A 24803-nucleotide genomic window follows, 5' to 3' on the forward strand; every position below is an offset into this window, starting at 1 on the left:
GTATCCTAGCTAAGAGCAGGGATACCGCGGTTTTTCTTGCTTCAGGCCGTTAGCTAGCTAATTGGCAGCGTCAATAATCTTGGCTATCTCGGGCGCATGAGAAAAATTGAAACCGTGGGCGCCTTGTTTCATGATGGTCAGCTTGGCGCGTTCAATTCCGGCGATCAGACGTACACCAAATTCTGGCGGAGATAATGGATCTCGAGTACCGCAGAGAACATCGATCGGACAGGTGACGGTCTTGAGCAGATCAATGGTGGAGTAACCCAACATCTGCTCGCAACTCTTGGCCCACCACGGAATGCCACAGCGAAGATAGTCAACTAGCAAGATGGCTTTGACCGAGTTCAGCTCGTGAGGAAAGTCTTGGATCAGTCGGCGTGCTTGCCGGAACAGCGTGGCTTCCCGGTCGTAAACCGAGGGGGCTGCGACAAGCAGGTGCTTGACCAATGTGGGCCAGGTTCGCGCAAGTTCGATGGAGACTTGGGCGCCCATTGAATGGCCGAGAACGATTGCCTTTTCAACTTTCAGCTCACGAAGAGCCAGAGCAACTTCGTGGGCAAACCGGGCTACAGTTACCGGACGGCCGTCATCTAAATTCTTGCCGTGACCCGGTAGCTCCGGAACGATGACCCGATATTTCCTCGCAAGGATATTTGCTAGGGGAGTGAAGTATCTGCTGGAAGCTCCCAATCCATGAATGAGAACTACGTCCGGTCCGGTTCCGGCAACCCGAACGGACAGACGGGTATTGAGGGTAGAGGGCAACTGCCCAAAATATTCGTGACGCACGTGGCCTTTCATGGCGCTAGATGTGCGCTCACAAACCTTTAAACAACAGCAGGATTGCTCACCCACCGTTTACTTCATCAACCGCCGCAAAACTTATCCGGTGGCCCCAGTGGCGTGCTGGTTGATGGCCGAACGTAGATCTTCAGGGAAAAGCTTCTCTACGTCCTTCGCATAGTTACCGCCTTCATCGGGGCGACGTAGCTTGTCACCATCGATGCGGAATGGGAAGGCATCTGCCTGGGCGACTGCTTGAGGATCGCTCTCTTCGGCCGGTGCACAGGTGGCCCAGCCATAAGTGGTGGAAGCTTCAATGCGGAAAATTTCGACCTGACAGGATGCGCCATCAATGACGGTTCCCTGCTCTTGAACTACGTTGACTACGTCGGCGAGTTCTTGATCGGACAGCGAAATCGGTTCGGTATCTGACCCGCACGATGTCACAGCGAAGGTGGCAACCAGTATGACACTGATGCCTAGACTTAAACGTCCAATTTTCTGACCCATAGCCCTGCTCACTGTTCGGAGGTTCCTGAAGCTTATTTTTCCCCGAGTTGCGGGGCAAAACAAGCTGGACTGGCCGTAGAGTAGCCACCGATTCAAATTATTTGGATGTTCAATGATCACCGGCATTACGGAATGGTGAGGCGGGCACGTCATTGTTGGCTAGAGGGAGCCGACGAAAACGATAGGCTTAAGCTCATGAGTGCACAGATCAAGGTAGCCGTGCTCGGTGCGGCCGGACGAATGGGAGCCGAAGCGGTCAAGGCCGTTAACGAAGCTGCCGACATGGAATTAGTAGCCAGTTTAGGTCGAGGCGATGACCTCGCTCAGATTCTTGAGGCGGGAGCAACCCACGTGGTTGATCTGTCGGTTCCGGATGCTACCGAAGCCAACGTTCGCTTCGCGGTGGAGAATCACCTGCACGCAGTGGTCGGAACCACCGGGTGGGATGACGAACGCCGGGCTGAGCTTGAAGCACTATTGGCCGAGAGTCCGCAGACCGGTGTGCTGATCGCACCAAACTTCGCTCTGGGATCGGTGCTGGCCAGCGCCTTCGCTGCCACCGCAGCAAAGTACTTTGAATCTGTAGAAATTATTGAATTGCACCACCCGAACAAGGTTGATGCTCCCAGCGGAACAGCAGTGCGTACGGCCGAACTCGTGGCGAAGTCACGTGAAGCCGCCGGAGTTCCAGCCAGCCCCGACGCCACCGAAACTCAACTTGATGGCGCTCGTGGCTCGGTAGTGGACGGCATCCATGTACATTCGGTTCGACTGCGTGGGCTGGTGGCACATCAGGAAGTACTTCTTGGCGGCCAAGGAGAACAGCTGACTTTGCGTCACGATTCCTTTGACCGTGCTTCGTTCATGCCAGGGGTCTTGTTGGGACTGCGAACCGTAGAGTCGCGCCCAGGACTGACCTATGGCCTAGACGGATATTTGGAGCTCGGACAGTGAAAACCAAGCTTTGGGTCGGCGGGATACTCCTGCTCTTTGCCTTGTACATCGGCATGACCTTCACTCAGGCCTTCCGCTTTATGGGCTCAGGCGTATTGATTGCTCAGCTCATGGGTGTGGCGATCTTAGTCATTCCTGCGCTCTGCGTTTGGATCCTGATTCGTGAAATCCTCTTTGGGCTACGTACCGAGAAGATGGGTAAATCCTTGGCCGCCTCGGGCGAACTGCCTAAGGACCTGCCCCGAAAGCCGTCGGGCCGTATTATTCGTTCCGCTGCAGACGAAGATTTCCCCAATCATCAGCGTGACGTTGAAGAGAACCCAGAGTCCTGGAAGTCTTGGTACCGTTTGGCCCTGGCCTACGAAGCCTGTGGCGATAAAGGTCGGGCTCGAACCTCCATGCGCACCGCGATTGGACTATGGCGCGAAGCCGAGAAGGTTAGCAACTAGCGTTTTGCGCGCGGAATTTAGATTCGTCTAATGCTGTAGTTGTGCTCTTGCCTGATCATGAATGGTCGTCGATCTACCTGAAGTTTCAGGCTGGTCGGCGGCTGTTCTTTGTTTAAAACACTTCCGAAGCTTCTGACTTCAAAATCTGTTTGTCATTTGTTATTCGGGGAGGACTTTTGCGTTTCGGAAGTTGCGTCGGCACCGCTGAGTACACGTACGCAGAATTCCAAAGGACCCGAAGCCTTGGTCAAGCCCAACCAGATGCCAAAACCTGCGGTGACGGTAATCAAGATCCACCAGATCACGACCGGTTCAAGGAAATACTGCAGGGCTGGCAGCAGCACAATATGTCCCGCATAGAGGGTTAGCGGTGCCCGGCCGGCCCCGGCGAGGATCCTTCCGAGCAGACCAAGGTGAGGGATGACAAGCAAGAGCAGACCAATGACTGCCACGGCGCAGCCGGCCGCATGCAGGGTAGCCAAGAGCGAGTTGCTGTGGCCGGAGGGTAGCCACAAGTAATTGATGTTCATAAGGTAGGGATCTAAATTGATGCCCGGTAACCGGCCTGCCGCGATGAGCGTAGGCACGGTCGAGGATGGCGTCCCTACGGCCTGGGAAATTTGCTCTGTATGACCCAAACTCACTGCACGGCCAACAAGGTAGGTGCCAAGAGCTACGAGGGTGCCAATGATGCTTAAGCTGACCGCGGTCTTTTGGCTACGCAAATTGCAACGAGCTAGGCAGATCCCCAGCAACCCGTAGCCGAACCAAATCATCAGTGGGTAGTATCCGGTAACCAACAAATCTTGGAACAGAGGTGCTGGAAGTAGGAGGTCAAAGTAGGTTGGATTATGGCCCAGAGATTGCCCCAACCAGGTTGCTGCGAGTGGACGCCATAAAATCGGCATAACTATCAACCAAGATGCCGAGACTACCCAAATGGTTATTCTCGGGAGCCTAAGGGCTAGCGGAAGCAAAAGAAACAGTAGCCCATAGTGGACAAGAATGACTGCGATACGTTCATTTACCGACCCAATTAGCATTCCGAGGCCTGCAATTATTAATGCTCTCCGTGCAAGGACTGAGTAAATCTTAGGGTACGAAAAGCCTTTACGAGCTAGCGATTCATGCATAAGACTCAGTGATAAACCCGCCAGCACCATGAACAAAACTGAAGCCCGCCCAGAAGCCACAGATCCGGTAAATGTAGGGGAAAATCCGCTGTCGCCGTTGACCTGATAGAGCGCAAAAATGTGTGCCGCAAACATGCCAAGAATGGCAAGTAGACGTGCTGCATCAACGCCCAACAGACGCTGTTGCTTCCCCGGAAATTGCATAAAGTTATCGCACCACGGATTTGTCTGTGGATGCCATCTCAACATGCGCGCGTGTAGATTTAAAACCATGGCTACAAGTGCAATTGATAATCAGGCATACCCATTCGGTACTGTGCTTACCGCAATGATCACTCCCTTCGATGACGCGGGAGAAGTCGACTACGCGTTGGCAACAAAAGTGGCACAGAAGCTTGTCGATGATGGCTGCGACGGTTTGGTGGTCACCGGTACCACCGGTGAGACCTCAACCCTGAGCGATGAAGAGAACATCAAGATGTTCCGCACCGTTGTTGAAGCAGTTGGAGACCGTGCAGCAGTGCTGGCCGGTTCCACCACCAACGACACCCGCCACTCGATCAAACTGTCGCTGGCCGCCAAGGCAGCTGGCGTAGACGGTGTGCTGTTGACCACCCCGTACTACAACAAGCCAAGCCAAGCAGGCGTCATTGCCCACGTAAAGGCCATCGCTGAAGCGGTAGAGCTGCCAATCATGCTCTACGACATCCCAGGACGAACCGGAATCGCACTGGCTCCTGAGACCATTATTGAACTTTCCAAGATTCCTCAGGTCATTGCCCTCAAGGACGCAAAGTCGGACTACCAGTCAACCACCACCGTGCTGGCCAACACCGACCTTCATGTCTACTCGGGTGACGACGGACTGACCTTGCCATTGATGGCAGCAGGTGCTGTCGGCGTGGTTTCGGTTACGGCTCACGTTGCAGCTGCTAAGTACCGTACGCTTGTTAATGCAATGCATGCAGGGGATTTGGCTACTGCACGCACCACACACTTTGAGCTGGACGCGATTCAGCGCGGCATCATGGGCCACATACAGGGCGCCGTGGCCGCAAAATATGGACTTCACTGGCAGGGTGTCCTGCCGAACACCGTCGTCCGACTGCCGCTTGTGGCACCGTCGGACGCAGAGCTCGATGCTATCCGCGCGGACCTACGTGAAGGCGGATGGGATCTGTAACGAAAGGGACTAACTACACATGACTGAGAGTTCAGTAGGTAAGGCTGATTCTGCACGTTTGCAGACTCCAGCCAGGCTGAAGAAGGGAACAATGCGAATTGTTCCCCTCGGCGGTTTGGGCGAAGTCGGCCGAAACATGACTGTATTCGAGCTCAACGGGAAACTGTTGATCATCGACTGCGGTGTGCTCTTCCCAGAAGAACACCAACCTGGCGTGGATTTGATCCTGCCGGACTTCTCGTACATCAAGAACCGCTTGGCTGACGTGGTGGGCGTAGTGCTCACCCACGGCCACGAGGATCACATTGGTGCTGTTCCATACCTGTTGCGTCTGCGCGAAGATATTCCAGTATATGGGTCGAAGCTGACCTTGGCCTTCGTTGAAGCAAAACTGGCTGAACACCGGATCAAGGCCAACACCAACATTGTGGTGGAAGGCGAGATCGCGCAGATCGGCAACTTCGAATGTGAATTTGTCGCTGTGAACCACTCGATTCCAGATGCACTGGCAGTGTTCCTGCGTACCGAAGCCGGTACCGTGCTGCACACCGGTGACTTCAAGATGGATCAGCTGCCACTAGATGGTCGCATCACTGACCTTCGCCACTTCGCCCGTTTGGGTGAGGAAGGCGTGGACTTGTTCCTGCCTGACTCCACCAACGCTGAAGTTCCAGGCTTCACCGTGGCAGAGCGCGAAATTGGCCCAGTGCTTGAGGCCAAGTTCGCACGGGCACGTCGCCGCATCATTGTTGCTTCCTTCTCCTCGCACGTTCACCGCGTGCAGCAGGTACTGGATGCGGCAGCAATGCACGGTCGCAAGGTGGCCTTCATTGGCCGCTCGATGGTTCGCAACATGGGCATCGCAGAACGTCTTGGCTACCTAGATATCCCGCAGGGTGTGCTCGTTGATCTTAAGCAGATCGATTCGCTACCAGACCACAAGGTCGTGCTGATGTCTACTGGTTCGCAGGGCGAGCCAATGGCTGCGCTGTCGCGTATGGCCAACGGTGAGCACAAGGTTCAGATCAACCCAGGCGATACCGTGATCCTGGCTTCCAGCCTGATCCCAGGTAACGAGAACTCGGTCTTCCGTGTGATCAATGGTCTGATGCGTCTTGGCGCCGAGGTCATCCACAAGGGCATGGCTAAGGTTCACGTTTCCGGTCACGCTTCGGCTGGCGAGTTGCTGTACTGCTACAACATCCTGCGTCCAAAGAACGTACTTCCGGTCCACGGCGAAACTCGCCACCTGATTGCCAATGGCCGTTTGGCTGCGCAGTCCGGTGTTCCAGAAGAGAACGTATTGCTGGCTGAAGATGGCTCGGTCATCGACATGAAGGACGGCGTCGCTCAGCTAGTTGGCCAGGTTGAATGTGGCTACGTCTATGTTGACGGTTCCAAGGTTGGCACCATCACCGATGATGACCTCAAGGACCGCGTCACCCTGGGTGAAGAAGGTTTCATCTCGGTGATCACCGTGATCAACCGCCAGAATGGCACCATCATTTCCGGCCCAGACATTCACGCTCGCGGTGTGGCTGAAGAAGACTCAGTCTTCAACGAAATCAAGCCAAAGATTGCAGCTGCGATTGTGGAAGCGGTGTCGAATAACCCGAACCACTCCACGCACCAGCTACAGCAGATCACCCGTCGTGTCATCGGCTCGTGGGTCTCGCGCAAGCTGCGCCGACGCCCAATGATCGTTCCGGTAGTGCTCGAAGCCTAAGCTTTGTGACTAGAAAACTAATGCCCCAAAACCACCGTTGCGTGGTTTTGGGGCATTGGTCGTTTTTGAGCAATTGTTTAGTTCCAGCCCAACAGCCTGTTCGGGGTTGAGGTAAATGACGGCGAGAGGGACTCGGGTGCTGCAATCATTGCGGGCGCCGATTCAACAACTTTGCCAGCGCAGAATTCTGAACCGGTAGCCTCGGGCCAGTTAGTGCAATCCACCTGATCCAGCACCTTGCCTGTGTGCACTTCCATCATGATCACCGATGTGGTCTCGGGCGCTTCCAACCGCTGGAGTACTTTTCCGGTACCAACTTCCATGACCACCACCGTACCCCACTGCGGTGAGCTGTCAGCTGGCGTCTGGCTAGCCGAAGCTGGGGAAGCCAGCGCTACTGCTGTGACTAGTAGTGGAGCGCTGAGCCAGGCAAAGGTTCGAAGCTTCATGAGGATCCTTATAATCGGTGAATAATCTGTCTAAATCCTACTGGTGACTAGAGCATTATTTGGCATTGATCGCGAGAATCAGCAGTAACGCAGAAAGATCCGTGCCGTACCAGTGTTCTTCGAGGTCCATTGAGGCAGAATTATCTTCAAAGCCATCTATAGGAGTCGGCACATGATTGAATTCGAGAACATATCCAAGCACTACCCGGATGGTACGACGGCAGTCAAGGATTTCAACCTGCAGATTCCTGCACACAGTTCCACAGTTTTTGTTGGTTCTTCCGGTTGTGGCAAGACTACTTTGCTACGAATGATCAACCGGATGGTGGACCCAAGCTCCGGAACGGTGCGAATCGATGGGGAAGACATTTCCACTAAAAATGCAGTGGAGCTTCGCCGCAGTATTGGCTACGTTATGCAGAACTCAGGATTACTTCCGCATTTCACCGTGGCCGATAATATCGCCACCGTTCCACGTCTAATGGGGCAATCGCGTAGGGACTCGCGCCGCAGAGCGTTGGAATTGATGGAGACCGTGGGCTTGCCTACTTCAATGGCAGATCGGTACCCGCACCAGCTCTCCGGTGGCCAGCAACAACGTGTCGGTGTAGCCCGAGGCTTGGCTTCGGACCCAAATATTTTGCTGATGGATGAGCCCTTTGGCGCAGTAGATCCCATCGTGCGCTCCGAACTGCAAAGCGAACTATTGCGGCTACAAAAGGAACTCGACAAAACCATCGTTTTTGTCACCCACGATATCGACGAAGCGTTTTTGCTGGGGGACCAAGTGGTCATCCTTGCTGCGGGTGCCCAAAAGCTTCAGGTAGGTAGCCCGAGCGAAATCATCGAAAATCCAGCCAATGATTTTGTCTCTTCCTTCATTGGGACAGACCGTGGCGCTCGCGCCATGAGCGTCAAACAAACACCACAAGGCCCGGTACTGGTGGATTCGCAGGGCCGAACTCAGGGCCGACTCGTTGACGACGGGCCGCGGTAATGAGTTGGATTTCTGAGAATTTTCAGTTGATAAGTTCACTGTCGATAGAGCACTTGCGACAGTCCTTGATCGCCATTCTCATCGGATTTGTGCTCTCCCTTCCCTTGGGTTGGGTGGCGTGGCGATACAAACTCGTTGGCGGACCGTTGGTGACCCTGACTGGCCTGCTTTACACGATTCCTTCGCTCGCGTTGTTGATGATTCTTCCGGTGATTACCGGAATGAGCGCGATTAGCGAAGCCAACCTGATCGTAGCTTTGAGCCTTTATGCTGTGGCCATCATGGTTCGTGGTGTTGTTGACGGGCTGAACTCTGTTGACCCCGCAGCTCGTTCGGCAGCTACCGCTATGGGGTACGGAACAACCCGCAGATTCTTCGCTGTTGACCTGCCACTAGCCGGTCCAGTAATTCTGGCGGGACTTCGGGTCACTGCAGTGAGCACCATCTCGCTGGCCACGGTGGGCATCCTGGTCGGCGTGACAAACCTGGGCTACTTGTTTACCAATGGTCTGCAGCGACGCATCATCGTTGAGGTGTTTGCCGGCCTATTGGCGGTGGCGCTGATAGCTTTGGTTGTTGATCTACTGTTGATGCTGATCGGCCGCTGGCTCATGCCATGGAGCAGAACAGATCACCGACGAAGCCGTTCGGTACAAGCTCAGGCTAGTGAAGCGGTGGCCTCATGAACCTACTATCGGACGCACTTAAGTGGCTGGTCGCCCCAGAACAATGGGAAGGCAAAGACGGGCTGGCCGTACTACTGGGACAGCATCTGCTGTTCACCTTCATCTCGGTCGTGATTGCCGGGGCTATCGCGATTCCTGTCGGCTGGGCCATCGGGCATACCGGTAAGGGACGAGAGATCGCGGTGGGGGCAGCTGGTATTGCCCGTGCGGTACCGTCTTTTGGATTGTTGATATTGCTGGTGTTGCTTTTGGGCGTCACCCACAAACCAGAAGCGGCTGTCCTAGCATTTGTCGTTTTGGCTATTCCGTCATTACTGGCCGGAGCCTATACAGGTTTCGAAGCGATTGACCGGAAAACCATCGACGCGGCCCGAGCTATGGGAATGACTGAATGGCAAATTTTGTTCCAAGTTGAGATACCTCTTGGGCTCTCACTATTAGTTGGCGGTATTCGAGCAGCAGTGTTGCAGGTAGTCGCTACGGTAACCATCGCAGCGTATGTAAACCTTGGCGGTCTCGGCTTGCCGATTATTACCGGACTGAATCTGCGTCGCTTCGACATGGTGCTCGGTGGCGCTCTGCTTGTAGCAGTGGTGGCCTTGCTGCTCGACATGCTCCTTGCCATAGGACAGAAAGCGGCAGTGCCCCGCGCACTAGGATCAAAGCAGAGAAAAGTTAGAACTCAAGATTCGAAAACTTCACTCGTACAAGAGAAAGAACTGACATGAGAATAAAGCAGGCATCACGCGTTGCTGCAGTAATCACAGCTGGAGCATTAACCCTGGCTGGTTGCTCTAGCTCGGATCCATTGGCCACGCAGAGTGGGTCGGAAGACAGTGGCGCCGAGAAAATCGTTGTAGGTTCACAGGCTTACTATTCCAATGAAATCGTCGCGGAGATCTACGCGCAGGCTCTGGAGAATTCTGGGCTTGAAGTTGAACGAAAGTTCAACATTGGCCAGCGTGACGCATACATGCCGCAGCTAGAAAATGGCAGCATCAATGTGTTCCCTGAGTACACCGGTAACCTGCTGCAGTTCTTCAAGGAAGATACTAAGTCTCGCTCATCTGCGGATGTGTACAAGGAACTAGAAGGCCAGCTGCCTGACTCGCTGGCTGTTTTGGATGAAGCGGAAGCCTCGGATCAGGACTCCTACACCGTCACCCGCAAATTTGCCGACGACAATAATCTGAAAAGCATCGAGGACTTGGCAAAGGTCAAAGATGAATTGACTCTTGGTGGTCCACCAGAGCTTGCCGAACGTCCTTACGGCCCGAAGGGATTGGAAAGCACTTACGGGGTGAAGACTGATTTCTCTGCCACTGGTGATACGACGGTTGAAGATCTTGTGGCTGGCACCGTGAACGTGGCTAACGTATTCACTGCGGATCCTCGCATCAAGACCGAAGATCTAGTGGTACTTGAAGATCCTAAGTCCCTCTTCCTTGCCTCGAACGTTGTTCCTGTCGTTACGGCGGATCAGTCTGAAGAGCTTGGGAAGGTCTTGGATCCAGTGAGCAAGAAGCTCACCGCTGAAGAGCTTATTGACCTGAACGTGCAGAGCACCGTTGATAAGAAGTCAGCTGCGGACATTGCAAAATCTTGGTTGTCTGACCAAGGTCTTTAGGTCCTAAAGCGCTAACTTATTTACTGTTCACTTCAACGGTCATCTTTACGGGAGTAAATCCTCAAGGATGACCGTTGACGTGCGCTAACGCACAATCCAGATACCCAGTGGTCTTCAGCAAAGTGATAGCCTCCCGATAGGTAGTGAACGCCACCCTGTTCAGCTACCTGTTCAATCAGTCGCCGCGAAAGGGACCAAGCAAGATGACATCCGAAGCAGTAAAGGTAGACAAGCACTACGACCTGATCATCCTTGGCACCGGCTCGGGTAATTCAATTCCTGGACCCGAATTTGATGACAAATCAATTGCCGTCATCGAAAAGGGTGCGTTCGGAGGTACCTGCCTCAACGTTGGTTGCATTCCCACCAAGATGTACGTCTACGCAGCTGATACTGCTTTGGAAACAAGGGAGTCATCGCGTTTAGGGGTTGACTCCCAAGTGAATTCCGTCGACTGGTCAAGCATTGTTGACCGGGTATTTGATCAGCGGATTGATCTCATCGCCAAGGGTGGGGAAGAATATCGACGCGGAGATAAGACTCCAAATATCGACGTTTATGATCAGCATGCACGTTTTGTATCCGAGCGTACTTTGCGAACAGGGCAAGGATCAGAAACCAAAACGATCAGCGCGGACCAGATAGTCTTGGCCGCTGGATCACGTCCGGTGATTCCCGAATTGATTGCCGAATCAGGCGTGCATTTCCACACCAATGAAGACATCATGCGCCTAGCGCAGCAACCAAAATCCATCGTGATCGTTGGTGGCGGATACATTGCCATGGAGTTCGCTCACGTCTTTGAAGCGCTAGGCACCAAGGTCAGCATCATCGCGCGCTCGCAGTTACTGCGCCACCTCGATACCGAGCTTCGCGAATCCTTTAATGAATTGGCTGCGAAACGCTATGACGTGCGTATGGGGCGAAACATCACCGGCGTGAGCCAAGGGGACTCAGAAGTAACGGTGGAAATGGATGATGGATCGACAGTGAGCGGGGAAGTACTACTTGTGGCAACAGGTCGCACTCCTAACGGTGACCAGCTGGATCTGGAATCAGCCGGCATTGACGCTAAAGATGGGCGCATCAGCGTAGACGAATATGGTCGCTCCACTTCGGCCGAAGGCATCTGGGCGCTGGGGGATATCTCCTCGCCATACATGCTCAAGCATGTTGCCAATGCTGAAATGCGCGCGGTACGTCATAACTTGCTCAACCCTGACGCGCTGAAGAAAATGCCACACGAGCACGTCCCTGCGGCCGTCTTTACGCACCCGCAAATCGCCTATGTTGGCATGACCGAAGAAAAGGCCCGCGAGGCGGGATACGAGGTCACCGTCAAGGTGCAGAACTATGGTGATGTCGCGTACGGCTGGGCCATGGAAGACAAAACCGGCATCGCCAAGCTCATTGCTGACAAGCACACCGGAAAGCTCTTGGGCGCTCACTACATGGGGCCGCAAGCCTCATCGTTAATTCAGCAGATGATCACGGTCATGGCTTTTGACCTAGACGTACGTGAAGTAGCAAGCAATCAATATTGGATCCATCCAGCATTGCCGGAAGTCACCGAGAACGCATTGCTCGGGTTGGAATTTTCCTAGCTCAGAAATCGCGCGGCAATGGTGTCCAAATCGTTACGAACAAATCAATAAAACTACTAGTGAACGGCACCTGAGCAACCTAGACTGAAGCCATGAACCAGATGACCGCTGCGCCAGTGTCCGACATGACCAAAACAATGTTCATGATCTCTGGCGCGGTGGGCATGGTCCTTGGCATAGTAGCTTTTTCCGCGATGTTCGGATCATTTGCAGTGGACGAGATTTCCAGCAGTGGCCTTTGGGCTTGGATCAGTGGCGGCATCTGGTTATGGGTTCTTATTGCAGCGTTGAGCGGAATAGCCATGGGAGTACTGTGCTGTTCCGCGATGTATGTGGCCATCGAGATCCATGCCGTGAAGTGCGCGTCAGATACCTCGGCTACACAATCAGTGGCTGCAGGCTTCGGCGCCGTAGTCGCGGGGGTTCTGCCAGCATTACTAATCGTTGGTCAAGGAATTAGCGCGCAGGATCCATGGCCTACCACCTTGATAGCACTAGGATTCTTGCTTGTCTGTTTTGCTGTTGGTTTTGTGATCGTCGCCGGCTTGAACCTGAATCATTCGCGTGGCCTAAGGGCATAGAGCGCTCTGACGAAGACTGGATACGTGATCCTTCTCTAGCCCCTGCCAAACCCCGAGCAGACGTGTAAATTCGGGGTGCATCCAGCCATTGACGATACCCTAGAACTATGGCCCCACGTACTCAGTCTCAGGGGACGAAGAAGCCGACGACGCGCAAACCCAAAGCGTCCGGTACTTCGTCCTCCAAGAAAACACCCGAGAATCCGGAACAGGAACTCGCCCTACCCCTACGCGCCCTGCGCAGCGTCTGGATGGGGATCGCTCGGATCTTTGGTGGCGCATTCCGCCGTATCGGTGGAACGGTCACTCCTGACTACGAACTTCGCCGTGACGGTACCGGGCTCTTCCTTGCCCTCATCGCGGTCACCGTAGCGATCATCGAATGGTGGGGCCTGCGAGAATCAGGATGGTTCGGTCAAGGTGTGCATGCAGTTGCCGGTGGCACCCTGGGCTTCATGGCAGTTTTATTGCCAGTGATTTTGTTCGTCGGTGCCTTCCGACTGTTCCGCTACCCAGAAGCAGTGACCGCCAACAACCGTATTGGTATTGGCCTGCTGATCATGACCCTTTCCGGCTCATCCATTGCATCGTTGGCTAAGGGCTCTCCTTCAGTCTCCGATGACTTTGAACTTTTGTGGAACGCCGGCGGTATGGTTGGCTCCATTTTGGGTACGCCACTGGGCATGCTGATCACCGTGCCAGGGGCCATGGCAGTGTTCATCTTCTTAGCGTTCATGTCCGTTCTGATCGTCACCGCAACACCCTTCACCCAGATCCCAGAACGGATCCGCGGTGGTTACAACCGTTTGTTGGGCCAAGACCCGAATGCTACTCGTCCGGCACGTCAGGCGGCCGCCCCCGAGCTAGACTCAACGCGCGAGGACCACGACCAGTCCTACCTCTACCCAGATGAAGAGGCCCAGACGCCGGCTCCAAAAAAGAAGAAGCCAGGCTTCTTTGAACGCCGTGCTGCCGCGGCCCGCCAGGTGACCGAGGTTTACGACGTTGATGGTCACGGTAGCGAGCGCTCGGACCGTCCAGGTGATGTCGCCTACGACAAGGCAGTGATCGATCCTGCTGATGTCTCAGAAGCATCAACTACTTCACTGCCTGTAGCTCAGCGCAACTCGGGCAAGATCTTTGATGCCGATGAAGCGGCCACTCAGGCTATCGCTCGTCCAACCTTTGACGATGAAGCAGAAGACGCTTCTGAAGCTGCGACTCAGGCCATTGCCGAAACGTCGATTCCCAAGCCAGCTGGCCCACCACCTGGGGTGAAGCGCCCGACCAAGGCCGAAAGCGAAATGGCCGAGATCATGGCCAATATCGGCTTAAACGCTGAGCCGGAAGCTACCACTTCCGCCATGGATCAGGTGTCCTCGCGCGCCGCTGGCCTTTCCGCCGGTCCGCAGTCACCGATCCCTGCCCGCAGCGAACAACTGCAGCTCTCCGGAGATGTCACCTACACCCTGCCCGAGGACCACTACCTGCCTGCCGGCCCGCCGGCTAAGGAAGCGTCCGAAGCTAATCAGGTAATAGTTGATGCACTGACTAATACCTTGCAGCAGTTCAAGGTTGATGCTCAGGTCACCGGCTTCTCCCGCGGACCTACGGTCACCCGCTACGAGATCGAACTTTCCCCGGGCACCAAGGTGGAAAAGGTCACCGCGCTGGCCAAGAACATCTCCTACGCCGTTGCTTCCTCTGACGTTCGTATCCTTTCTCCGATCCCGGGCAAATCCGCTATCGGTATCGAGATCCCGAATACCGACAAGGAAGTTGTCGCCCTCGGTGATGTGCTGCGCAGCAACAATGCGCGCAAGACCGAACACCCAATGGTGATGGGCGTGGGCAAGGACGTTGAAGGCGGCTTTGTTGTAGCCAACCTCGCCAAGATGCCTCACCTTTTGGTGGCAGGTGCTACCGGTGCAGGTAAGTCTTCGTTTGTGAACTCGATGATCACCTCCATCCTGATGCGCGCCACCCCTGATGAGGTGCGCATGGTGATGGTTGACCCTAAGCGCGTGGAACTTACCGCCTATGAGGGTGTGCCTCACCTGATCACCCCGATCATCACCAACCCGAAAAAGGCTGCCGAAGCCTTGGGCTGGGTGGTGCGTGAAATGGACACCCGCTACGACGACTTGGCCAACTTCGGCTTTAAGCACATCGACGACTTCAATAAGGCAGTTAAGGCCGGCAAGGTTCACCCGCCCGAAGGTTCCAAGCGAGTGCTTAAGCCCTACCCTTACCTTTTGGTGATTGTTGACGAGCTCGCAGACTTGATGATGGTCGCTCCACGCGATGTGGAAGAGTCCATCGTGCGTATCACCCAGCTGGCACGTGCTGCTGGTATCCACCTGGTGCTCGCTACCCAGCGTCCATCGGTGGATGTGGTGACCGGTCTGATCAAGGCCAACGTACCTTCGCGCATGGCCTTTGCAACCTCCTCGGTCACCGACTCCCGCGTGGTCTTGGACCAGCCAGGTGCCGAAAAGTTGCTTGGTCAAGGTGACGCCCTGTTCCTGCCTATGGGATCTTCCAAGCCGATGCGTGTGCAGGGTGCTTGGGTGACCGAATCTGAAATTCAGCGCGTGGTTGAACACGTCAAGACCCAGCTTTCACCTGAATACCGTGAAGACGTGATTCCGGTCGCCGAGAAGAAGAAGCAGATCGACGAGGACATCGGAGACGATCTGGATCTATTGCTGCAAGCCACCGAGCTTGTAGTGACCAGCCAGTTTGGTTCCACCTCGATGTTGCAGCGTAAGCTGCGTGTTGGTTTTGCCAAGGCCGGACGGCTCATGGACTTGATGGAATCGCGCGGCGTGGTTGGTCCTTCTGAAGGCTCCAAGGCCCGCGATGTACTCATCCAGCCCGATGACTTGCCGATGGTCCTTGCCGCTATGCGCGGCGATGATCCAGCCAACACGACCATGTCGGCCAGCGAGGCTGCCTTGGTCCAGGAGGCCAACGTAAACCACGCTGATCCGGTGGCGGAATACGCCGAGGATCTGGTGGCCAAGGACCTTGATGATCGAGAGCAAGCCGTGGACTACTTTGACGGCTCCGACGAACCTGGCGAAGACGCCTGGGACCTGACAGGAAGAAACTAATACCCATGAGCGAGCAAGCTGGCCCAGGCGCCCAGCCACCGGTACCGACGCTGAACATCGCCAACGTGCTCACCACCATCCGCATTATCATGGTGCCCTTCTTTGTGTGGGCACTGCTGGCCGATGACTCCGAGCAAGGCCTGTGGCGCTGGGTTGCCCTGGTGCTGTTTGTGCTGGCTATGTACACCGACAAGCTCGACGGGGATCTGGCCCGTAGCCGCGGGTTGATCACCAACTTCGGCAAGATCGCTGATCCGATCGCCGACAAGCTACTGACCGGTGCAGCGTTGGTTAGCTTCTCGATCTTGGCGGAGCTGCCATGGTGGGTCACCATCGTGATCCTGGTTCGTGAGTGGGGTATCACCCTACTGCGCGTTGTGGTGATCCGTTACGGGGTGATCGCGGCCAATATGGGCGGCAAGATCAAGACCGTATTGCAGTCCGTTGTTATCGGCCTGTACCTGTTGCCTTGGACCCAAGAGATTGCCTGGCTGCACACCGTGGCTTGGTACCTGATGCTACTGACCCTGGCGGTCACCGTGGTGACTGGCGTCGAGTACATCATCAAGGCCGGGCAGCTTGTTGCTGCCGCTAAGAAGCAGAAGTAAGGCGCCGGATCATGCTCAAGGCACAGGCACCCGCGGTGATTGCTGCCGCGATCGAACAAGGCGTACAGCTGGCCACTGCGGAGTCGTTGACCGCAGGGATGATCGCGGCACGGTTGGCCGAGGTGCCCGGAGCTTCTGCAGTATTGCGTGGGGGAGTTGTTAGCTATTCCTCGGACGTCAAGCGCGAGCTACTGCACGTAGATGCATCCTTGCTGCAGAGCAAGGGCTCAGTGGATCCTGAAGTTGCACGCCAAATGGCCGTGGGTGCGTTGCGCGCTTGTGGTGCGCAGCTGGCTATCTCGGCCACGGGCGTCGCCGGGCCAGAGGCTCACGATGGGAAGCCGGTAGGCACGGTCTTTATCGGATGGGCATGGGGTGCTGAGTCTGGGACTAAGGAGCACCACTTTGTGGGGGATCGCTCGCAGATTCGGGAGCAGAGCACTCAAGCGGCCATCCACCAGATGGCTGCCATGTTAGATAAAGCTTCTTCACAGTAAGACACGCAATACTATTTCTCCCGAGATATTTAGCAAAAATCGCCTTTTATGTGGCACGCGTCGCATTTTTCCGATTAGGCTGAGTTTAGGGAACAAAATCGTATGACCCACCGTTGTACGAATTACAGGGCCGCAAGGTTGGCCCCGTATTGAACAGATCTTCGAGATGGACCTAGGAGCAAAGGCTAAATTTATGGTCAAGCAACCCTTTACTGTCAATGGTGTTGTCCGTTGGCGCGATATGGGAGAAGCCCATACGGTCCAGCCCGAGAAGGAGGAGCACAAAATGGTAGTACTCCGTCATGAAATCGGCGATGTTCTGCGTGACGTCCGTCAACGCCAGGGTCGTACGCTTCGCGAGGTTTCGCATAGCGCCCGCGTATCCCTCGGATATCTTTCCGAAGTTGAGCGCGGTCAGAAGGAAGCCTCTTCTGAGCTGCTTTCCTCGATCTGCGTGGCACTAGAAATTCCACTGTCCCTGATGTTGCGCGAAGTTTCTGAACGCGTAGCACTGGCCGAGGGTATTGCTATCCCAGATACCGTGCCAATGGACATGGCGAACGAATTCGCCGACAAGAGCACCGGCAAGCCATTGGCTTCGGTCTAAATTCAACAAGTCTTTTGGTTGCCGCAGCTCAGTAATCGGGTTACCGGAGCCACACAAGGAGTCCACGTGTATTGCGTGGGCTCCTTGCCTATGTCATGGGAGAATAACTAGGTGAAAATCAGCGATTTCTGGCGCAATATGGAAGCCGAGTTCGGCCAGCGGTACTCGCATGTATTAGCCGACTCCATGGCACTGACCGAGTTGGACAGCCTGACGGCGTCTGAGGCAATAGACAAAGGGATCAAGCCTAAGCAGGTCTGGGAAGCATTGTGTCTGGCCCAGGACGTTCCGGCGGAACGCTGGCTTGGTATCGACATCGAACCCAAGGAGTCCTAGGAGGAAAACTCGAAAATTCTATTTTCGATCCTTCGAAAACCCCGTGTTGAATTTCGAACATCTGTTCGGATATGCTTATCCTAGAAGCAACACAGGAAACTGCAACAAAAACTTACGCACTGAGATTGTCCACACTTGAGGGCTATCCGAGTCCAAAGTGTCGGTGGACGAGCATACTGTCTACAGCAGGACATAAATCATGAGCAGGTCGCTAGAGGCTTGCACGAGCAAAGGTGAACCATGGCAGCAAATAATGATCGAGAAAAGGCTCTAGAAGCTGTCCTCGGACAAATCGACAAGGCCTATGGCAAGGGCTCGGTCATGCGTTTGGGCGATGAAACCCGTGCACCAATTGAAGTAATTCCTACCGGTTCGGTCGCATTGGACGTCGCTCTGGGAATTGGCGGCCTGCCACGCGGTCGCGTGGTGGAGATCTATGGTCCAGAATCCTCGGGTAAGACCACCGTTGCCTTGCATGCTGTAGCTAGCGCGCAGCGGGCCGGCGGCGTTGCAGCTTTCATTGATGCTGAGCACGCTTTGGATCCTGAATACGCAAAGAAGCTCGGTGTGGACACCGACGCCCTGCTTGTTTCCCAGCCAGATACCGGTGAGCAAGCACTGGAAATCATGGATATGCTCGTGGGCTCAGGCGCACTAGACATCATCGTCATTGACTCCGTTGCTGCTTTGGTTCCCCGCGCAGAAATTGAAGGCGAAATGGGCGACAGTCACGTGGGCCTTCAGGCTCGTCTGATGTCGCAGGCACTGCGTAAGATCACCGGTCGCCTGTCGCACTCGAAGACCACTGCAGTCTTCATCAACCAGTTGCGTGAAAAGATCGGTGTCTTCTTCGGTAGCCCAGAAACCACCACCGGTGGTAAGGCACTGAAGTTCTACGCTTCGGTTCGTATTGATATCCGTCGAATTGAAACCTTGAAAGAGGGCACCAACCCAGTTGGTAACCGCACTCGTTGCAAGGTTGTCAAAAACAAGATGGCTCCTCCTTTTAAGCAAGCAGAATTCGATATCCTTTACGGTCACGGAATCTCGCGTGAAGGCTCCCTCATCGACATGGGTGTAGAGCACAACCTGGTCAAGAAGTCCGGTGCTTGGTTCACCTATGACGGAGACCAGCTGGGACAGGGTAAGGAAAACGCTCGTCGCTTCCTGCGCGATAACCCAGATCTGTCTGATGAACTAGAACGTCAGATCTTGCAGAAGCTTGGCGTCATACCAAAGGACGAAGCTGAAGAAGACGAGACAGAACTGCGAGTTGTCGAGGGCGACAAGTAGTGAGCTCAAGCTTCCAACGACGTAGCGTCCGACCCGGATACAAATCCGGGTCGGACGCTACGTCCGTTTCCAAAGAGTTTCAGGGTGACTTTGAGGACATGCCAGACTGGGCCAAGCCTGATCCGGAAGAAATCCAATCGAAGCTTGCTGCCAAAGCCAATGAGCCGCGAGCTAGCACAGAGCAAAAGCCTGTCATTATTGCGCCTTTGCCTCAGGAGGATGACAAAAAACCTGAGAGCATCGACGAAATTCGCGAAGCCATGCAACGCATCGTTGCGGCACCGGTAACACCTGCGCCAGCAATACCTTCAAAAAAAGAACGACGCGAGACGCGTGCAGCGCGTAAGGCAGCTCGTGAATCGGGAGAACCCGAAGAGCTTAGCGATGATCAGTGGCGAGAAAAAGCTCGCGGTATCTTGCTTCGCCAACTAACGGCTGGTGACAAGACTGCCAAGCAGCTCAAAGATAAACTGCTGGACAAGGAATGCCCAGAAGAGATCGCTGATGAAGTCATCGAGCGCTATGCAGAGATCAATTTGGTTGATGACCAACGATTCGCCAAGTCCTGGGTAGTCACTCGTGCCCGTTCACGCGGACTTGCCCGCGGAGCCATCAAACACGAGCTACGTTCTAAAGGCGTGGACGATGAACTTGCGGCCGAGGCGCTCGAACAAATTGACGACGAGGCTGAGGAACAGCGAGCTCGTGAACTTGTCCGTGCCAAACTACGCCCAGAATCGATGGGGGTAGATCGTGATAGGTCGCTGCGCCGGTTGGTAGGAATGCTCGGGCGTAAAGGTTACAACGGCGGTATGGCCTTTAAAGTTGCTCGCGAAGAATGGGAAGAGCGCTTCGGATCTGAGATCTAGCGGTCACTCTCGCCGTTTGGAATGTTTGCTCAACCGGAAGATCCAATCATCCACGCTCTGGAAGACCCAGATGCTTATGACGCACACGCCAACAAGCACCGAGATCAGCCCAATATTAAAGAGCAATTTATCTGTTTTGTAATCGATCGGCGGGATGACACCGATCGTAATCGGTACGACCAGCACGAGTAGAGCCGTTAGCGAAGCCATCCACCAATGAAATTTTTTCATGCCCCGCGAGAGATTTGGCCGCGGTGGAGTGGAACTTGTTGACCGCTTTCGGGAGCTACGCATTCCCAAGTTTCCTCGTCTTAGATGATCTTGTACCCGACTACTCTGATTTATCTTATCTGGAAGATCAACGCAGGCGACGGCCCGACAAGATCACCGCCGTAGGTGGGGGAGCCGGGGTTCACCCTAGGGTTACCTATATTTCTGTACCACCGAAGTTTCGGTAATCTTAACGGGTGACTGAGCAACAAACCAATAGCAACTCGACCGCTGAAGAAGCGACGCGAACCTATGAAGTGCGTACCTTTGGCTGCCAAATGAATGTCCATGACTCTGAGCGTCTTTCAGGTCTGTTAGAAAACGCCGGACTGAACCGCAAACCAGAAGAGCGCGAAGATGAAGTCGCCGATGTCGTCGTCTTTAACACCTGCGCAGTTCGCGAGAATGCGGACAATAAGCTTTACGGAAACCTCGGCATTCTCAAAAACATCAAAGCAGAACGTCCAACCATGCAGATCGCTGTGGGCGGCTGCCTTGCCCAGAAGGATCGAGACTCGATCCTCAAAAAGGCACCTTGGGTAGATGTCGTTTTTGGCACCCACAATATTGGTTCTCTACCCACGTTGCTGGCTCGTTCAGAGCACAACAAAAAGGCGGAGCTGGAGATCCTTGAATCGTTGGATGTCTTTCCATCCACTTTGCCTACGCGACGTGAGTCGGTTTACGCCGGGTGGGTCTCCATTTCGGTGGGCTGCAATAACACCTGCACATTCTGCATTGTTCCTTCCCTGCGCGGTAAGGAACGAGACCGGCGACCAGGAGAAATTCTGGCGGAGATTCAAGCACTCGTTGATGATGGTGGCATTGAGGTCACTCTTTTAGGTCAGAACGTAAACTCGTACGGAGTCGAATTTGGTGACCGTCTAGCTTTCGGCAAATTATTGCGTGCCTGCGGAGAGATCCAGGGACTGGAACGCGTCCGGTTCACCAGTCCACACCCTGCTGCGTTCACTGATGACGTCATCGAGGCGATGTCCCAGACTCCCAATGTCATGCCACAGTTGCACATGCCACTGCAGTCCGGTTCAGACAAGGTGCTCAAGGATATGCGCCGTTCCTATCGCTCCAAAAAATTCTTGGGCATCTTGGACAAAGTCCGCGAACAAATTCCGAATGCAGCGATTACTACCGACATCATTGTTGGATTCCCCGGAGAAACCGAAGAAGATTTCCAAGCGACCATGGATGTTGTCGAAGCGTCGCGATTCGCCTCCGCCTTCACCTTCCAATATTCCAAGCGGCCCGGGACACCGGCAGCAACTTTGGAAGATCAGCTGCCCAAAGCAGTGGTCCAAGAACGCTACGAACGTCTCACCGCTTTGCAAGATCGGATCTCCAAAGAGGAGAACGCCAAGCAACTTGGCCGTACTGTTGAGATTATGGTTACCGAACAATCCGGACGAAAGTCTGAAGAAACGCACCGCATGGCCGGTCGGGGACAGGACCAGCGTCTTGTTCACTTCTCAGTGCCGGCCGGTGCACCAACCCCTCGACCCGGAGATTTAGTGACCTTACCAATTACCGAAGTAGCTGCCTTCCACTTAGTCTCAGATCCGAGCCTGGAACAGTTTGAACTACGTCGTTCGCGCGCCGGAGATGCGTGGGATCGGGCGCAGGCAGAAAGCTGCGGTGTACCGAGTATAGGAACTAGCTCTACTGCTGGCCGTGCAAATTTGGGTATGCCAACTTTGAAGGTGCGCAGCTAGCCGAATGAGAAATTCTCAATTACCAGTCATCGCAGTAGTCGGTCCCACCGGCACCGGAAAATCCGATCTAGCCATCGCCCTCGCCCAGGAACTGGACGGGGAAATTGTCAACTCCGATGCGCTTCAGTTTTACCGCGGCATGGATATTGGAACAGCAAAACTTCCTGTGTCCGAACGTGGCGGAGTTGCGCACCACTTGATGGATACCTTGTCCATTACTCAGGAAGCTTCCGTGGCTACCTTCCAAGCCCAAGCACGAGAGCATTTTGCGAATATCCGGGCACGCGGAAAAGTCCCGGTTATGGTGGGCGGTTCGGGCCTCTACGTGCGTGCTGCCTTGGACGTGATCGATTTTCCGCCCACCGATCCTGATGTTCGTCAGCGCTTGGACGCAGAAGTTCAAGCTATGGGCGACGGAGACTTGCGCCGTAGACTAGCTGATGTTGATCCCATTTCAGCTGCGCGAAATCTTGATGTGCGTCGAGCTGTCAGGGCATTAGAAGTTTTTGAAATCTCGGGCCGACCCTTCAGCTCATACATGCCACAGCGCGAGTATTTTGCTCCCGCCATTCAGATCGGACTAAATTACGATCGCTCGGCGTTGCATGAAGCATTGGAATCACGCGTACACAAAATGGATGCGATGGGACTAGCCGAAGAAGTTGCAGGACTGCTCGAACACGGGCTACGTGAGGGAAAAACTGCTTCACGCGCCATCGGTTATCAGCAGTACACCGATTATCTCGATGGAGAAATCAGTAGGGCTGAGGCAATCAACCAGACTGTTATCGCCACCCGTAAATTTGCCCGTCGCCAGATCACCTGGTTCAACGCTGACCCGCGGGTGAGCTGGCTGAATCCCACTGAACCGGACCTGATTGGTAAAGCACTTTCCCTCGTTGGCTCGGCCAGCGAAGCACCAACACGCTAGGAGTATCGATGTACACCACCGAACTAGAACAATTAGCTGGGCAACCTTTCGCTAAAGGTCACGCCACGGGAAACGACTTTGTTTTGATCTCGGACCCAGAAGGCCAGCTAGACCTGAGCGAACAGCAAGTAGCAGCGCTGTGCCATCGCCGCTTTGGCATTGGTGGTGACGGATTGATCCGTGCAGTTCCCACCGCTCAGGTCTCTGGATACCAGACGCAGGCCGTGGAGAATCCAGACGCTTATTGGTTCATGGACTACCGCAATGGCGATGGCTCGATTGCTGAAATGTGCGGCAACGGTGTACGCGCTTTTGCACACTTTCTAATTGCAGAGGGATTAGTGGATCTGCAGGTAGGTCAGAGCATCCAGATCGGTAGTCGAGCCGGGATCAAAACCATTACCCGGATTGTCGATGGCTATGCAGTGAATCTTGGACCATGGGGATTGATCCATGAAGAGAAAGCTACAGCAGAGTCCGTCGATTCCATGGTTAAGCCTCGCGACTGGGAGCAGGCCCTTCCGGCTTTGAGCATCACCATGGGTAACCCACACACGGTGGTGGCATTACCTGACCTCGACATGCTTGAAAGCCTTGATCTATTCCAGGCTCCAGAGGTGGCTCCAACTCCACCTAACGGCACCAACGTTGAATTTGTGGTGCCTAGTGATCCGTTGATCGAAGAAGACGGTGTAGCTCAGGTGCGTATGCGAGTACATGAACGTGGAGTCGGAGAGACGCTGTCATGTGGCACTGGCGCGTGTGCGGCAGCTGCCGCTGTCCGCTACTGGGCTCGCGGCACAGCACTGATCAATCAATGGGCGGTGGCAGTTCCCGGAGGCGTAGTCGGCGTAGAGTTCCGTGAAAATGCGGCTGGGGGAGAAGACACGATTCTTTCTGGCCCGGCTGAGCTTGTGGGCCGCGGGGTAATCGGCGCTGCCTAAAGGTCTTTGAGCAAAGCAAAAAACTGCAGGACCTAGTTTCAACTAGGTCCTGCAGTTTTTCTGTTCAGCTTAGGCCGGACGTGAAACCTTTAGTACACGGAACGCTTTGGACGTCGCTTCGCGAGTCACCGACCATTGTGCTGGCAATTGCTCAACAAGCCACTTTTGCAAGGAATCACTGCCCAGGTTCTTTTGGACTACCAGCCAGGCATCTCCGCCCGGTGCCAAGCGCGGAAGCCACAGCAGCAACAGCTCGTGTAGTGCTTCCTTGCCGATGCGAATTGGGGGATTGGACCAGATCGTATCGAACTGAAGCTGAGGGTCAACGGAATCGGGGGTACCGACAATGACATTTTTCAGCCCCAGACTCTGCGCATTCAGTCGCGTCAGTTCGATGGAACGTTCATTAACATCTACGCCATAAACTTCGGATTCGGGAGACTGCTCCGCCGCAGTCAAGGTAATCGGTCCCCAACCGCAGCCAATGTCCAATACGCGTCCGCGCGGGGTCGGGACGTATTGCAAGAGAACAGCAGTGCCCTTGTCTAGCCCGGTGGGTGAGAAGATCCCAGAAGCCGTCTGAACCTTGCGAGTCGAGCCATTAAGCTCAACCTCAATGGTGCGACGTTCGTCTGCCGAAGCCGGGCTGGCGGTGAAGTAATGATCCGAGGTCATGACCAAAGTTTATCGTTGTGCGTCGTCGGGCCAAAGACCAGCGCATTCAACGTGATCAAAGCGATATAGGCAAGCAGAATTTTCACTGATAGAGTTTTCCGTATGACTTTCGTATTCGTCTAAGACGTAACCGCTGTGGTTACCTCGTGATTTCCCTGAAGCAGGCGTGCCGGTTTGGCGTGCCCGAACAGCGAATCAGTAGACGGCGAAGTCTTTTTTGTTTTCCGTAAGTTGTGCATCACACT

At 54.6% G+C, this 24803-nt stretch carries 26 protein-coding genes; 20 read left to right on the forward strand and 6 right to left on the reverse strand.

What is annotated here, in order from left to right; translation table 11 throughout:
* Positions 1 to 57 precede the first annotated feature (57 nt).
* Positions 58 to 792, reverse strand: coding sequence for an alpha/beta fold hydrolase (locus ACT3RW_RS05150; protein WP_444613041.1), 735 nt, complete (start codon positions 790 to 792; stop codon positions 58 to 60).
* 93 nt (positions 793 to 885) lie between these two features.
* Positions 886 to 1296, reverse strand: coding sequence for a hypothetical protein (locus tag ACT3RW_RS05155; RefSeq protein WP_444613042.1), 411 nt, complete (start codon positions 1294 to 1296; stop codon positions 886 to 888).
* Positions 1297 to 1491: 195 nt separating this feature from the next.
* On the opposite strand from ACT3RW_RS05155, the gene dapB reads away from it, so the two are divergent.
* Positions 1492 to 2250, forward strand: a complete 759-nt coding sequence (gene dapB, locus ACT3RW_RS05160) for a 4-hydroxy-tetrahydrodipicolinate reductase (RefSeq protein WP_444613043.1) — start codon at positions 1492 to 1494, stop codon at positions 2248 to 2250.
* A complete protein-coding gene (locus ACT3RW_RS05165) occupies positions 2247 to 2699 on the forward strand; it encodes a tetratricopeptide repeat protein (protein ID WP_444613044.1) in 453 nt (150 codons plus the stop codon). Before dapB ends, ACT3RW_RS05165 begins: the two co-directional genes overlap by 4 nt.
* Positions 2700 to 2851: 152 nt before the next feature.
* Here ACT3RW_RS05165 and ACT3RW_RS05170 read toward each other — a convergent pair whose 3' ends face one another.
* Positions 2852 to 4105, reverse strand: coding sequence for a heparan-alpha-glucosaminide N-acetyltransferase domain-containing protein (locus ACT3RW_RS05170; RefSeq protein ID WP_444613045.1), 1254 nt, complete (start codon positions 4103 to 4105; stop codon positions 2852 to 2854).
* Between ACT3RW_RS05170 and dapA the strand changes: the two genes are divergently transcribed.
* Positions 4104 to 5015, forward strand: a complete 912-nt coding sequence (gene dapA / locus ACT3RW_RS05175) for a 4-hydroxy-tetrahydrodipicolinate synthase (protein ID WP_444613046.1) — start codon at positions 4104 to 4106, stop codon at positions 5013 to 5015. The two genes, ACT3RW_RS05170 and dapA, sit on opposite strands and share 2 nt — an antisense overlap.
* A 19-nt stretch (positions 5016 to 5034) precedes the next feature.
* A complete protein-coding gene (locus ACT3RW_RS05180) occupies positions 5035 to 6741 on the forward strand; it encodes a ribonuclease J (RefSeq protein WP_444613047.1) in 1707 nt (568 codons plus the stop codon).
* A gap of 77 nt (positions 6742 to 6818) precedes the next feature.
* On the opposite strand, the gene ACT3RW_RS05185 is transcribed toward ACT3RW_RS05180, so the two are convergent.
* Entirely contained in the window at positions 6819 to 7190 is a 372-nt protein-coding gene (locus tag ACT3RW_RS05185) for a hypothetical protein (protein ID WP_444613048.1), read from the reverse strand.
* 172 nt (positions 7191 to 7362) lie between these two features.
* On the opposite strand from ACT3RW_RS05185, the gene ACT3RW_RS05190 reads away from it, so the two are divergent.
* The 13 genes from ACT3RW_RS05190 to ACT3RW_RS05250 all read left to right on the forward strand — a co-directional run bounded on the left by ACT3RW_RS05190 (position 7363) and on the right by ACT3RW_RS05250 (position 20011).
* On the forward strand, positions 7363 to 8187 hold the full coding sequence (locus ACT3RW_RS05190; protein WP_444613049.1) for an ABC transporter ATP-binding protein: 825 nt from the start codon (positions 7363 to 7365) through the stop codon (positions 8185 to 8187).
* Entirely contained in the window at positions 8187 to 8873 is a 687-nt protein-coding gene (locus tag ACT3RW_RS05195; protein WP_444613050.1) for an ABC transporter permease, read from the forward strand. The genes ACT3RW_RS05190 and ACT3RW_RS05195 overlap by 1 nt, the downstream gene beginning before the upstream one ends.
* On the forward strand, positions 8870 to 9601 hold the full coding sequence (locus ACT3RW_RS05200; protein WP_444613051.1) for an ABC transporter permease: 732 nt from the start codon (positions 8870 to 8872) through the stop codon (positions 9599 to 9601). Before ACT3RW_RS05195 ends, ACT3RW_RS05200 begins: the two co-directional genes overlap by 4 nt.
* Positions 9598 to 10500: an ABC transporter substrate-binding protein gene (locus ACT3RW_RS05205; protein ID WP_444613052.1), complete on the forward strand. Its 903-nt coding sequence runs from the start codon at positions 9598 to 9600 to the stop codon at positions 10498 to 10500. Before ACT3RW_RS05200 ends, ACT3RW_RS05205 begins: the two co-directional genes overlap by 4 nt.
* Before the next feature lie 203 nt (positions 10501 to 10703).
* Complete coding sequence (gene mtr / locus ACT3RW_RS05210) at positions 10704 to 12104, forward strand: mycothione reductase (RefSeq protein WP_444613053.1); 1401 nt, start codon at positions 10704 to 10706, stop codon at positions 12102 to 12104.
* Positions 12105 to 12196: 92 nt separating this feature from the next.
* On the forward strand, positions 12197 to 12685 hold the full coding sequence (locus ACT3RW_RS05215) for a hypothetical protein (RefSeq protein ID WP_444613054.1): 489 nt from the start codon (positions 12197 to 12199) through the stop codon (positions 12683 to 12685).
* A 107-nt stretch (positions 12686 to 12792) separates the two neighbouring features.
* On the forward strand, positions 12793 to 15801 hold the full coding sequence (locus tag ACT3RW_RS05220) for a DNA translocase FtsK 4TM domain-containing protein (RefSeq protein WP_444613055.1): 3009 nt from the start codon (positions 12793 to 12795) through the stop codon (positions 15799 to 15801).
* A gap of 5 nt (positions 15802 to 15806) precedes the next feature.
* Positions 15807 to 16409, forward strand: coding sequence for a CDP-diacylglycerol--glycerol-3-phosphate 3-phosphatidyltransferase (gene pgsA / locus ACT3RW_RS05225; RefSeq protein ID WP_131089931.1), 603 nt, complete (start codon positions 15807 to 15809; stop codon positions 16407 to 16409).
* Positions 16410 to 16420: 11 nt separating this feature from the next.
* Positions 16421 to 16906 (forward strand): CinA family protein, encoded by a 486-nt coding sequence (locus tag ACT3RW_RS05230; RefSeq protein ID WP_444613056.1) that lies wholly within the window; start codon positions 16421 to 16423, stop codon positions 16904 to 16906.
* A gap of 193 nt (positions 16907 to 17099) precedes the next feature.
* A complete protein-coding gene (locus ACT3RW_RS05235) occupies positions 17100 to 17513 on the forward strand; it encodes a helix-turn-helix domain-containing protein (protein WP_131089929.1) in 414 nt (137 codons plus the stop codon).
* Between the two features lie 111 nt (positions 17514 to 17624).
* Positions 17625 to 17849, forward strand: a complete 225-nt coding sequence (locus ACT3RW_RS05240) for a DUF3046 domain-containing protein (RefSeq protein WP_131089928.1) — start codon at positions 17625 to 17627, stop codon at positions 17847 to 17849.
* Positions 17850 to 18089: 240 nt separating this feature from the next.
* Positions 18090 to 19142, forward strand: coding sequence for a recombinase RecA (recA, locus tag ACT3RW_RS05245; protein ID WP_131089927.1), 1053 nt, complete (start codon positions 18090 to 18092; stop codon positions 19140 to 19142).
* Complete coding sequence (locus ACT3RW_RS05250; RefSeq protein WP_131089926.1) at positions 19142 to 20011, forward strand: regulatory protein RecX; 870 nt, start codon at positions 19142 to 19144, stop codon at positions 20009 to 20011. Before recA ends, ACT3RW_RS05250 begins: the two co-directional genes overlap by 1 nt.
* Before the next feature lie 3 nt (positions 20012 to 20014).
* Here the strand turns inward: ACT3RW_RS05250 and ACT3RW_RS05255 are convergent, their stop codons facing one another.
* Complete coding sequence (locus ACT3RW_RS05255) at positions 20015 to 20221, reverse strand: hypothetical protein (protein WP_444613057.1); 207 nt, start codon at positions 20219 to 20221, stop codon at positions 20015 to 20017.
* 257 nt (positions 20222 to 20478) lie between these two features.
* Here ACT3RW_RS05255 and miaB point away from each other — a divergent pair, with 257 nt between their 5' ends.
* Genes miaB through dapF form a run of 3 tightly spaced genes read left to right on the forward strand, consistent with a single transcriptional unit; the run spans position 20479 to position 23883 of the window.
* Positions 20479 to 22008, forward strand: a complete 1530-nt coding sequence (gene miaB / locus ACT3RW_RS05260; RefSeq protein WP_444613058.1) for a tRNA (N6-isopentenyl adenosine(37)-C2)-methylthiotransferase MiaB — start codon at positions 20479 to 20481, stop codon at positions 22006 to 22008.
* A gap of 4 nt (positions 22009 to 22012) precedes the next feature.
* On the forward strand, positions 22013 to 22939 hold the full coding sequence (miaA, locus tag ACT3RW_RS05265) for a tRNA (adenosine(37)-N6)-dimethylallyltransferase MiaA (protein ID WP_131089923.1): 927 nt from the start codon (positions 22013 to 22015) through the stop codon (positions 22937 to 22939).
* Positions 22940 to 22947: 8 nt separating this feature from the next.
* Positions 22948 to 23883, forward strand: coding sequence for a diaminopimelate epimerase (gene dapF, locus ACT3RW_RS05270; protein ID WP_444613059.1), 936 nt, complete (start codon positions 22948 to 22950; stop codon positions 23881 to 23883).
* A gap of 69 nt (positions 23884 to 23952) precedes the next feature.
* Here dapF and ACT3RW_RS05275 read toward each other — a convergent pair whose 3' ends face one another.
* Positions 23953 to 24558, reverse strand: a complete 606-nt coding sequence (locus ACT3RW_RS05275) for a class I SAM-dependent methyltransferase (RefSeq protein WP_444613060.1) — start codon at positions 24556 to 24558, stop codon at positions 23953 to 23955.
* Positions 24559 to 24803: the final 245 nt, after the last annotated feature.

The organism is Glutamicibacter sp. AOP5-A2-18, assembly GCF_052446055.1.
Taxonomy (GTDB): Bacteria; Actinomycetota; Actinomycetes; order Actinomycetales; family Micrococcaceae; genus Glutamicibacter.

Bases quoted from the DNA above. Each gene is read 5' to 3' on its own strand.
- ACT3RW_RS05155 (WP_444613042.1), bottom strand. From the start codon at position 1,296: ATGGGTCAGAAAATTGGACGTTTAAGTCTAGGCATCAGTGTCATACTG.
- dapB (WP_444613043.1), top strand. From the start codon at position 1,492: ATGAGTGCACAGATCAAGGTAGCCGTGCTCGGTGCGGCCGGACGAATG.
- dapA (WP_444613046.1), top strand. From the start codon at position 4,104: ATGGCTACAAGTGCAATTGATAATCAGGCATACCCATTCGGTACTGTG.
- ACT3RW_RS05170 (WP_444613045.1), bottom strand. From the start codon at position 4,105: ATGGTTTTAAATCTACACGCGCGCATGTTGAGATGGCATCCACAGACA.
- ACT3RW_RS05180 (WP_444613047.1), top strand. From the start codon at position 5,035: ATGACTGAGAGTTCAGTAGGTAAGGCTGATTCTGCACGTTTGCAGACT.
- ACT3RW_RS05185 (WP_444613048.1), bottom strand. From the start codon at position 7,190: ATGAAGCTTCGAACCTTTGCCTGGCTCAGCGCTCCACTACTAGTCACA.
- ACT3RW_RS05190 (WP_444613049.1), top strand. From the start codon at position 7,363: ATGATTGAATTCGAGAACATATCCAAGCACTACCCGGATGGTACGACG.
- ACT3RW_RS05195 (WP_444613050.1), top strand. From the start codon at position 8,187: ATGAGTTGGATTTCTGAGAATTTTCAGTTGATAAGTTCACTGTCGATA.
- ACT3RW_RS05200 (WP_444613051.1), top strand. From the start codon at position 8,870: ATGAACCTACTATCGGACGCACTTAAGTGGCTGGTCGCCCCAGAACAA.
- ACT3RW_RS05205 (WP_444613052.1), top strand. From the start codon at position 9,598: ATGAGAATAAAGCAGGCATCACGCGTTGCTGCAGTAATCACAGCTGGA.
- mtr (WP_444613053.1), top strand. From the start codon at position 10,704: ATGACATCCGAAGCAGTAAAGGTAGACAAGCACTACGACCTGATCATC.
- ACT3RW_RS05215 (WP_444613054.1), top strand. From the start codon at position 12,197: ATGAACCAGATGACCGCTGCGCCAGTGTCCGACATGACCAAAACAATG.
- ACT3RW_RS05220 (WP_444613055.1), top strand. From the start codon at position 12,793: ATGGCCCCACGTACTCAGTCTCAGGGGACGAAGAAGCCGACGACGCGC.
- pgsA (WP_131089931.1), top strand. From the start codon at position 15,807: ATGAGCGAGCAAGCTGGCCCAGGCGCCCAGCCACCGGTACCGACGCTG.
- ACT3RW_RS05230 (WP_444613056.1), top strand. From the start codon at position 16,421: ATGCTCAAGGCACAGGCACCCGCGGTGATTGCTGCCGCGATCGAACAA.
- ACT3RW_RS05235 (WP_131089929.1), top strand. From the start codon at position 17,100: ATGGTCAAGCAACCCTTTACTGTCAATGGTGTTGTCCGTTGGCGCGAT.
- recA (WP_131089927.1), top strand. From the start codon at position 18,090: ATGGCAGCAAATAATGATCGAGAAAAGGCTCTAGAAGCTGTCCTCGGA.
- ACT3RW_RS05255 (WP_444613057.1), bottom strand. From the start codon at position 20,221: ATGGCTTCGCTAACGGCTCTACTCGTGCTGGTCGTACCGATTACGATC.
- miaA (WP_131089923.1), top strand. From the start codon at position 22,013: ATGAGAAATTCTCAATTACCAGTCATCGCAGTAGTCGGTCCCACCGGC.
- dapF (WP_444613059.1), top strand. From the start codon at position 22,948: ATGTACACCACCGAACTAGAACAATTAGCTGGGCAACCTTTCGCTAAA.
- ACT3RW_RS05275 (WP_444613060.1), bottom strand. From the start codon at position 24,558: ATGACCTCGGATCATTACTTCACCGCCAGCCCGGCTTCGGCAGACGAA.